9 protein-coding genes, 1 tRNA gene and 1 pseudogene are annotated in these 9,258 nt (G+C 64.0%); 6 read left to right on the top strand and 5 right to left on the bottom strand.

Annotated features, from left to right (window positions below):
* Positions 1 to 68 precede the first annotated feature (68 nt).
* On the bottom strand, positions 69 to 602 hold the full coding sequence (locus GR328_RS21570; RefSeq protein WP_160887538.1) for a GcrA family cell cycle regulator: 534 nt from the start codon (positions 600 to 602) through the stop codon (positions 69 to 71).
* A gap of 522 nt (positions 603 to 1,124) precedes the next feature.
* Here GR328_RS21570 and GR328_RS21575 point away from each other — a divergent pair.
* From GR328_RS21575 to GR328_RS21585, 3 genes are read left to right on the top strand one after another with little or no spacing between them, the layout of a single operon-like run.
* Complete coding sequence (locus GR328_RS21575; protein ID WP_160887540.1) at positions 1,125 to 2,333, top strand: acetylornithine transaminase; 1,209 nt, start codon at positions 1,125 to 1,127, stop codon at positions 2,331 to 2,333.
* Positions 2,330 to 3,256, top strand: coding sequence for an ornithine carbamoyltransferase (argF, locus tag GR328_RS21580; RefSeq protein ID WP_160887542.1), 927 nt, complete (start codon positions 2,330 to 2,332; stop codon positions 3,254 to 3,256). The genes GR328_RS21575 and argF overlap by 4 nt, the downstream gene beginning before the upstream one ends.
* Positions 3,253 to 4,242: an Hsp33 family molecular chaperone gene (locus tag GR328_RS21585; protein WP_160887544.1), complete on the top strand. Its 990-nt coding sequence runs from the start codon at positions 3,253 to 3,255 to the stop codon at positions 4,240 to 4,242. The genes argF and GR328_RS21585 overlap by 4 nt, the downstream gene beginning before the upstream one ends.
* Before the next feature lie 70 nt (positions 4,243 to 4,312).
* On the opposite strand, the gene argE is transcribed toward GR328_RS21585, so the two are convergent.
* Positions 4,313 to 5,485 carry an acetylornithine deacetylase gene (gene argE / locus GR328_RS21590; RefSeq protein WP_160887546.1) on the bottom strand — a complete coding sequence of 391 codons (1,173 nt, stop codon included), beginning with the start codon at positions 5,483 to 5,485 and terminating at the stop codon, positions 4,313 to 4,315.
* 7 nt (positions 5,486 to 5,492) lie between these two features.
* On the bottom strand, positions 5,493 to 5,885 hold the full coding sequence (gene apaG, locus GR328_RS21595) for a Co2+/Mg2+ efflux protein ApaG (RefSeq protein ID WP_160887548.1): 393 nt from the start codon (positions 5,883 to 5,885) through the stop codon (positions 5,493 to 5,495).
* A gap of 299 nt (positions 5,886 to 6,184) precedes the next feature.
* On the opposite strand from apaG, the gene GR328_RS21600 reads away from it, so the two are divergent.
* Both GR328_RS21600 and GR328_RS21605 read left to right on the top strand, forming a co-directional pair.
* Positions 6,185 to 7,276, top strand: coding sequence for a 2'-deoxycytidine 5'-triphosphate deaminase (locus tag GR328_RS21600; RefSeq protein ID WP_160887550.1), 1,092 nt, complete (start codon positions 6,185 to 6,187; stop codon positions 7,274 to 7,276).
* Positions 7,277 to 7,554: 278 nt separating this feature from the next.
* Positions 7,555 to 7,629: transfer RNA gene (locus GR328_RS21605), tRNA-Gly, on the top strand.
* A 226-nt stretch (positions 7,630 to 7,855) separates the two neighbouring features.
* On the opposite strand, the gene GR328_RS21610 is transcribed toward GR328_RS21605, so the two are convergent.
* The gene (locus GR328_RS21610; protein ID WP_160887552.1) at positions 7,856 to 8,125 is read right to left on the bottom strand and encodes a hypothetical protein; all 270 of its coding nucleotides are present in this window, start codon (positions 8,123 to 8,125) and stop codon (positions 7,856 to 7,858) included.
* Between the two features lie 132 nt (positions 8,126 to 8,257).
* Here GR328_RS21610 and GR328_RS21615 point away from each other — a divergent pair.
* A pseudogene (locus tag GR328_RS21615) lies at positions 8,258 to 8,635 on the top strand (NnrS family protein); the annotation flags it as partial.
* 268 nt (positions 8,636 to 8,903) lie between these two features.
* On the opposite strand, the gene GR328_RS26935 reads toward GR328_RS21615, so the two are convergent.
* The coding region (locus GR328_RS26935) for a hypothetical protein (RefSeq protein WP_205790197.1) at positions 8,904 to 9,258 on the bottom strand (355 nt) is incomplete at its 5' end.

Consider the following 9,258-nt stretch of genomic DNA (forward strand, 5'->3'; position numbering starts at 1 on the left):
GCTGTCAAGAAAAGGGCCGCGCCGATCACCTCGGCGCGGCCCTTTTCATGAAGATCCGAGTTCGCCCCTCAGGCGCGGGCCAGCTTGCGCTCGCGCTTGCGGTCGGCCACCGGCTGATAGGCGATGCGGGCATGATGGGTGCAGTAGGGCAGGCCTGTGATGGAGCGGGCGCCGCAGAAACGGAATTCCGGCTTCGTCGGGTCGCCCATGGGCCAGCGGCACATGGACTCGCGCAGATCCATGATGGTGACCCGCTCCGACATCGGGATCGCCACATCGTCGTCATCGGCGCTTACCTCTGACGCCTCCCGCACGGGCTGGAGCGGGATGGGGGCCAAAACCACGTTGCTATGGGGTTGAGGCGCGATCGGTGCCGGGGCGCTGGGCGCGCGGGTGGCCTTGCGGGCGCGGGGCGCGGCCGAGGTGGCCTTCGCATCCTTGGCCCTGCCGGAAAGGCCGAGGCGGTGAACCTTGCCGATCACCGCATTGCGGGTCACGTTGCCGAGCTCGGCGGCGATCTGGCTCGCGCTCAAGCCATCGGCCCAGAGCTTCTTGAGAAGCTCTACCCGCTCATCCGTCCAACTTGCGCCCGCATCTGTCATTTTTAAAACCTGCCTCCATCGTGGCGGCCTCTTTGAGCCCGGAATCCTCTCCACACGCGGACAGAAACTCGATGTCCGACCGCGTTGAGAGGGTCGCTCCTGAGGGTGAAAGCCGCCGCACGAATGCTGTACTCGACTGACTGGAAGTTACAGGATGGGTGGACTCGGGCGCAAGAGTCCCCGGTCACCCCCTGTCGTTTTCCCCAAGGAACTCTCCTGGCGCGTGGTGTCCGGAATCGGGCCGGGTGTTGCGCCGGCGCGCCCTTCGAGGGCGGTCAGGGGTGCTGGATCCGAAAATCGGGCATCCCTTTGGCTCCGGAGCCGGATTTCACCCTTCAGGTCCCGTGCCCCGGCGGAAAACTGACCTGTGATCAGTCACTTCATTTCTCTTGAATTGACAGGGTGCCGCTCCTCGGTAGAATTCCCGCCGTGCCGCCCCGCCTGGGCGGCGCTTTCTTTTTAAAGGCCCAGGGCCGACATCCAGGTGCGACCTTGGGTCTCCATCAGAGGCGGAGACAACCCGTGACATCGCCATTGCTGCCGACCTATGCGCGCGCCGAACTGTCCTTCGAGAAGGGGGAGGGCCCCTGGCTCTACGGTCGGGACGGGCAGCGATATCTCGATTTCGGGGCTGGCATCGCGGTCAATGCCCTCGGCCATGCTCATCCGCATCTTGTCGAGGCGCTGACCCGGCAGGCCTCCAAGCTCTGGCACACCTCGAACCTGTTCCAGATCCCGGAAGGCGAGCGCCTGGCTGGGCGGCTGGTGGAGAACACCTTCGCCGACGTGGTCTTCTTCTCCAATTCAGGCGCCGAGGCGAACGAGGCGGCCGTGAAGATGGCCCGCAAGTACCATCATGCCGGCGGTCATCCCGAGCGCTACCGGATCATCACCTTCGGGGGAGCCTTCCATGGCCGGACCCTCGCCACCATCGCGGCCGGCGGCCAGGCCAAGTATCTCGAAGGCTTCGGTCCCAAGGTCGAGGGTTTCGATCAGGTTCCCCTCAACGATCTCGAGGCGCTGAGGGCCGCCATCGGGCCGGAGACGGCCGCCCTGATGATCGAGCCGATCCAGGGCGAAGGCGGCATCCGCCTGGTGGACAACGCTTATTTCAAGGAGCTGCGGGCCCTCTGCGACCGGCACGGTCTTCTCCTGATCTTCGACGAGATCCAGACCGGTGTCGGCCGCACGGGCAAGCTCTTCGCCTATGAATGGACGGGGGTGGCGCCCGACATCATGTCAGTGGCCAAGGGCATCGGGGGCGGCTTTCCGATGGGAGCCTGCCTGGCGACCGCCGAGGCGGCGCGGGGCATGACCGTGGGAACCCACGGGACCACCTTCGGCGGCAATCCGCTCGCCATGGCAGTTGGAAACGCCGTGCTCGACGTGATCCTCGCGCCCGGCTTCCTGAAGGACGTCGAGCGCAAAGGGCTGCTGCTGAAGCAGCGCATGGCCGAGCTGAAGGATCGCCACCCCGCGATCATCGCGGAGGTTCGCGGCCTCGGGCTCATGATGGGCCTGCGCACCGTCGTGCCCAATACGGATTTCATCGCAGCCGCTCGCGATCAGAAGATTATTCTGATCGGCGCGGGCGATAACGTAGCCCGGCTTCTGCCGCCGCTCATCATCTCGGATGCGGATATTTCGGAAGCCTTCGATCGTCTGGATGCCGCCTGCGCGGCCATGGAAGCCGTGCTGAAGACCCAAGCTCGGCCGGGAGCAGCTCAATGAATCCCCGTCACTTTCTCGATCTCAGCGATTTCTCTGGAGATCAGATCCGCCACATCCTGAAGCTCGGCGCCGAGATTAAGGCCGGGCGCCGCCGGGGCGAGCGCGCCAAGGAGCGCCCGCTCGAAGGCAAGACGCTCGCCATGGTGTTCGACAAGCCCTCCACCCGCACCCGCGTGTCCTTCGATGTCGGCATGCGCGAACTCGGCGGTGAGACCCTGATGCTCACAGGCAAGGAGATGCAGCTTGGCCGCGGCGAGAGCATCGCCGACACGGCGCGCGTCCTTTCGCGCTATGTGGACGCCATCATGATCCGCACTCTCGATCACGCCATGGTGGCGGAGCTGGCGCAGTACGCCTCGATCCCCGTGATCAACGGCCTGACCAAGATGACGCATCCCTGCCAGATCATGGCGGATATCATGACCTTCGAGGAGCACAGCGGCCCCATCAAGGGCCGCACGATCGCCTGGGTGGGGGATGCCAACAATGTACTCGCCTCATGGGTCCACGCCTCTGCGCGGCTGGATTTCACGCTCCGGATCGCGTCGCCGCCGGAACTTGCTCCGCGCCCGGAGCTTTTGTCCTGGGCAAAGCAGGAGGGAGCACGGATCAGCGTGACGACCGACGCCTTCGAGGCGGCAGAGGGGGCCGATGCCGTCATCACCGATTGCTGGGTCTCCATGGGTGATGACGACGAGTTCCGCCGCCACAACCTGCTGAAGCCCTATCAGGTGAACAGCAGGCTGATGGGGATTGCCGCCAAGAACGCCGTGTTCATGCACTGCCTGCCGGCACATCGCGGGGAGGAAGTGACGGACGATGTCATGGACGGCCCGCAATCCGTAGTCTTCGATGAGGCCGAGAACCGGCTTCACGCACAGAAGGGCATCCTGGCGTGGTGCCTTGGAGCAGCAAACGCATGAGTTCAACTTCGTTCGAGGGACATGACGACGTCGTTCTGCCGTTTTCGGTGGAGCCTCTTGACGTGCGCGGGCGCGTGGTGCGCCTCGGTCCCTCCATCGATACCATTCTGGCCCGTCACGGTTATCCCGCGCTGGTCGCTCGCGTCATCGGCGAGGCGGCGGCCCTCACCGTCATGCTCGGCGCGTCGCTGAAGCTCGAAGGCCGCTTTCAGCTTCAGACCAAGACCGACGGCATTATCGACATGGTGGTGGTGGACTTCAATGCGCCGGACAAGCTTCGCGCCACGGCTCGGTTCGATCAGGGGAAGCTGGAGGCTCTCGGGTCCGGCGCATCGAGCACGGGCGAGCTTCTCGGCTCCGGCTATCTCGCCATGACGATCGACCAGGGCACGGAGCGCAGCCGCTACCAAGGGGTGGTCGCGCTCGAGGGCCAGGGCTTCGAGGAAGCCGCGCATCAATACTTTCGGCAGTCGGAGCAGATTCCGACGCAGGTGCGCCTTGCCGTCGCCGAGCAGTTCGAAGGCGGACGCCATACCTTTCGTGCGGGCGGCGTGATGATCCAGTTCCTCCCGTCCTCGCCCGAGCGCCTGCGCCGGGCGGATCTCGATCCAGGCGATGTTCCGGAGGGGCACCCCTCCAACGATCTCGCCGCGCCGTCCGAGGACGACGCCTGGCTCGAGGCTAAGTCGCTTCTTGGTACGGTGGAGGATCACGAACTCATCGATCCCGGCGTGTCGAGCGAGCGGCTGCTCTACCGGCTCTTCCATGAGCGCGGTGTGCGCGTTTTCGAAGGGCAGCACGTGCACGAGGAATGCACCTGCTCGCATGAACGCATCATGGGCATGATGCGCCGCTTCTCCCCGGAAGATCGCCGCGACATGGTCGGCGACAACGGACGCATCGGCATCACCTGCGAATTCTGTTCGCGATTCTACGATCTCGATCCGGCCGAAGTGGAATCGGAGATCGCCAAGACGGACGCATAGAAGCTGCACTCGCCTTAACCGGCATCGCCATGGCCGTAACACGTGCGGCCATGACGGAGAGGCGTGAAACTCAAGAAGCTGCGCAGGCTGCCGCCAATCTGCGCATGAAGGCGGCACCCGCCTCCAACTGATCGAGCGTGATGTACTCGTCCGCCTGGTGCGCCTGGTCGATGGAGCCGGGGCCGCAGACGACGGTGGGAATCCCGGCGGACTGATAGTGGCCGGCCTCCGTTCCGAACGGGACCGTTTGCGTGCGGTTCTTGCCCGCGAGGCGCAGAGCCAGGGTTTCCGCGAAGGATCCTGATTGCGGCGCAAGACCGGGAACATGGGCATGAGGCTTCGTCTCGATGCGGCCGAACTCCCCGAAGCGGTTGAGCCGCTTGAGCGCAACCTCGCGCGCGAACGTGTCGAGCCTTTCCGGAATCTCGCTCGGATCCTGGCTGGGCAGACCCCGGAACTCCCAATGGAACGAGCAGGACTTCGAGATGATGTTGCGCGCTGTGCCGCCTGAGACGACGCCCACATGGACCGTGGTGTAGGGCGGGTCAAATCGTCCGCTCGCGTCGCCGCGCTCCATCATCTCGTCGGCGATGCGGTTGAGTTCCGCGATCATTTCCGCAGCCGTCATCACAGCGCTTGCGCCGAGATAGGGCTTGGACGAGTGCGCCTCCAAGCCATGCACCGTCGTCGTGAAGGTCACGACGCTCTTGTGGGCGTCGACAACCTCCAGCATCGTTGGTTCGCCGACGATCACGGCTTTCGGCAACGGCAGGTCATGTCCGAAACGGCGGATGGTGTCGACGACGCCCAGGCACGTGGTCTCCTCGTCGTAGGAGAGCATGATGTGGATCGGCGTCTTGAGGTCGGCGGCCAGAAATTCCGGAACCAGCGCGAGAGCCAGCGCATCGAAGGCCTTCATGTCCACCGCGCCGCGTCCATAGGCGCGGCCGTTCTCGACGCGCAGGACGAAAGGGTCCGACGTCCAGGGCTGTCCGGCCACGGGCACCACGTCCGTATGGCCCGACAGCACGATGCCGCCCTTGTTCTGCGGCCCGATAGTGGCAAAGAGCGCCGCCTTGTCCCCGGCTTCGTTCGGTACGCGCACGTAAGGCACGTTCCAGCTCGTGAGATAGGCTTCGACGAATGCGATGAGAGCGAGGTTCGACTTCGTGCTCTCCGTGTCGAAAGAGACGAGCTTCGCCAGCATCTCGAGCGGCGTCAGCCGCTGACCATTGGAAGGCATGCAGACCTCAGTGCAGTACGCGCTTGTTGCGCGGCATATCGAGTGAAAAGGCCGGTATCTCGGCTTCGAAGGTTTCGCCGCTGGCGGTTTCCATAACATAGCTGCCCTGCATGGTGCCGCTCGGCGTCGTCAGCGGGCATCCGCTCGTGTAGCTGTAGCTCTCGCCAGGGCCGAGCACGGGCTCCTCGCCGACCACGCCTGCACCGCGCACCTCCTGGACGCGGCCGTGCTCGTCGGTGATGCGCCAGTAGCGGGCGCGCAGCTGCACGCGCTCCAGACCCAGATTGATGATCTCGACCGTATAGGCGAAAAAGTAACGGTTCTCGTCGGGCGAGGATTCTTCCGGCAGAAAGCGGGGTATCACGGTCACGCTGATGCCGCGGGTGACGGCCTTGTACATGAGTGGTCCCTCGGGCCAGTGGTGGAATGATCACTCTTCCTGGTAAGGCGGCCTTCGGGCCCCGTCAATCGAGGCCGGGAACGGACCGCCCTTCCAGGAGCAGGGGCGGCCGGCCCCGGCCTGTCGTCGGCCCTTGCCCATGGCCGGATTAACCTTCGTGAGGGCCTTTGGCCTGGCAGGGCTGGCCTCGCGCCCTTTTCCCGACGAGAATGGTGAAACGGATCGACAATTCCGTTACATGGCTTCGCCAGCTACGCTAAGAACACTCGAAAGAGGGCAAAAGGCCCTGGGAAAAGGTCATGGTTGCGTTGAAGGACGGAATTCAATCGGCTGAAGCCATCATCCGCCTTGCGGAAGTGGGTGCGATCAAACCGGAGACGCCGTTCGCCTCCGATCAGGTGCAGCCTGCAAGCCTCGATCTGAGGTTGGGACGCCGGGCCTATCGGGTCCGCGCCAGCTTTCTGCCGGGCCGGAACCACACGGTCAGGGACCGCCTGGAGCAGCTGAGCTTCCATGAGATCGACCTTTCGGCCGGAGCCATTCTGGAGACGGGCAGCGTCTATATCGCCGAACTCCAGGAGGGCTTGGCTCTGCCAAGTGACCTTTCGGCCGCAGCAAATCCCAAGAGTTCGACCGGGCGCATCGACGTGTTCACCCGCGTCATCACCGACCGCAGCCAGGAATTCGACACGATCGGCGCAGGTTATACGGGACCGCTCTTCGCGGAGATATCGCCCCGCACCTTCCCCGTGCTGGTGAGGACCGGCACCCGGCTGTCGCAGCTGCGGCTGCGCAAGGGCGAGGTGCGCCTGAGCGATGCGGAGCTCCATACCCTTCATCAGCGTGAGCGGGTCGTAACCTCGGCCGAGCCCTCGATTCAGGACGGCGTTGCCGTCAGTGTCGATCTGGCGGGCTTCGGTCCGGACAAGCTCGTTGGTTATCGCGCCAAGCGCCACACGGGCCTCGTGGACGTGGACAGGCCGGGCTCCTGCCTGGTCTCGGATTTTTGGGAGCCGCTCTATGCGGACGCCTCCCGCACGCTCATCCTCGATCCGGGGCAGTTCTACATCCTGGCTTCGAAGGAGGCCGTCCACGTACCGCCGGATTATGCCGCCGAGATGGTGCCGTTCGATCCGCTCGTGGGCGAATTCCGCGTCCATTACGCCGGCTTCTTTGATCCGGGCTTCGGCCACGCCGGAGCCGGAGGGGAGGGCGCCCGCGCGGTCCTCGAGGTCCGCTCCCGCGACGTACCCTTCATTCTGGAGGATGGGCAGATCGTGGGGCGTCTCGTTTACGAGCGCATGGCCGAACGCCCCCAGGTGCTCTATGGGACAGGAGCAGGGTCCAATTATCAGGCTCAGGGCCTCAAGCTGTCGAAGCATTTCCGGTAGGACAGGCCCGCGGGAGCGCTCCAAGGAGCCGCAGCGGCCTGCTCTTCGAACCGGTTCGAAGAGCGAAGCGGCGTGCGGTTCAGGGCTTCGGCGACGCCCTGGAGGGCCATGCCGGGCTTCTTGGCTGGTTCAGACGGAAGGGGCGGGCTCTCGGGCGGAGAGGGGGCTGGCCCGTCGCCGGGACCGGCGGTGTCCTGCCCGGGGGCGGCTCGTCCGGGAGGCAACGGATTCTTCGGGCTTGACGAACTCCCCCGAACGCATTGTAAACAATGTAGTGCGCGGGCGTAGTTCAGAGGTAGAACGTCAGCTTCCCAAGCTGAATGTCGTGGGTTCGATTCCCATCGCCCGCTCCATCTAATCCCTTGATGAACTGGGTTCTAGACGGGGCGGATCTTGTGCCGCTCACGGGTTCTCGTCTCACTCTGCAAGGCCGGATCGAGCATCGTTTTCGGGGAAGGGCCGCCGATTCGAAGTTCAGCCTCTGCCGCATGTTCCCAGCCGGGGACGCAGCAGCCGGATGCGTCTGGAATTGATGCGGGTACTCGAAAAAGCTCTGCCCGGTTCCGAGACGGTCGATCCTTACCGACGGTCGATCACCGTGTACTCCGCATCGATCGCATCGCCGGTTGCATGTTCGGGTGCGTGCCGCCGTGCCTGCCGCACGCGGCGTCTCAGGTAGATGTACGACGCGATCCCGCCGATCAGCATGAGCGGGAGGACGACCAGAAAGCCGACGATGACCACCGCAATCAGGGCAATTCCCACCGCAGTCAGGAGCGCGAGCCTGATCGCGCTGCCCAGGAGGCCGCTCGGGCGGGTGGAGGCGGTTTGGAAACTAATGAATTGCATGGCTCCATATTCACCCATCTTTCTGTCGCAAGGCAAGAGGCTCAAGGTCGCAAGCGCCGATCCGCCCCTGCGAGCAGCCGCGGGGCCTCCTTCTGGTGGACCGGCCGCCCGGGCTAGGCGCCGGCCGCGGCAGGGTTCCATGCCTGGACGTGTGGAGCCATGGGGATCATGGCGCCGGCTGTGATGTCCCGGGCAAGTCTCGGACATGCCGGAAGCGCACTGGTCGCAAGCGGGGCGGTCCAGGGGATCTCTCTGCTTCCGGCGGCTGCCGTGTTGGCCCGAATGCGGCGGCGACGGTGCCTCAATGGCCGATGCATTGTTCCACGCGGCCGGCGGCGCATTGGCGGGAGCGTTTCCTGGGGGCTCCACCACCTGATGGCCGATCCTCACCCGTCCCCCGGTAACAGCCTGGAGGACATGTCGACACTAATCCGCCGCAGGTTCGACCCGGGAGCTTTTGGCCGTGGATCAAGCCGGGCCGTTAAGCATGGCCTTACGTTCGGGAAATGAAAATGCGAAAGCCCCTCGACAGAGTGTTGACAAAGTGCTGGCTAATCGACATATCCGCAGCCCCGCCGGATTTCGGATCCAGGCTGGCTTCATGACATGGACACCGCATCGGCAGAGCCCCAAGAGGATTTCGCCGAGTGCCGGGACTGATCGGGACCTTCTCGAAGATCCTGATCGACGCCAAGAGCCGTGACTTCCAACAAGTGGCAAGTCTCTCCGGTTCCTCTGACGGCAAATGAAAGTTTTCAGGTGAAAGATTTCGCCTGAGTCAAAGTAGACGTAGAGAAAGAAGCATCTCTGCGGGCCATGAAGCGCGCCTGGAATACTGAATGCCTGTGGGACTGGAGCTTGATCCGCAAAAAACTTCATAATTGTTGTTGACGTTTGGATCTGGTTTCGCTAAATACACCTTCATCGACGGCGGCCACGGGGTGGCTGCTTCTGGCGGGGTCCTTTGCGGGATGCTGGCCGGGCGCCTCTGGTGGGGTGTGTTTTTTGCTCTTTGACAAGTGAAGAAGGAAGAAGAAGCGTAGGCGGCGGTGTCCTTGCGCCGGTCTTTTGGCCGGATGGAATAGACATCGACCTGATCTATGCTTTTGGTGAGTACACCGCTTCGATCTTCG

The organism is Microvirga makkahensis (genome assembly GCF_009830105.1).
In the GTDB taxonomy this organism is placed as follows: Bacteria; Pseudomonadota; Alphaproteobacteria; order Rhizobiales; family Beijerinckiaceae; genus Microvirga; species Microvirga makkahensis.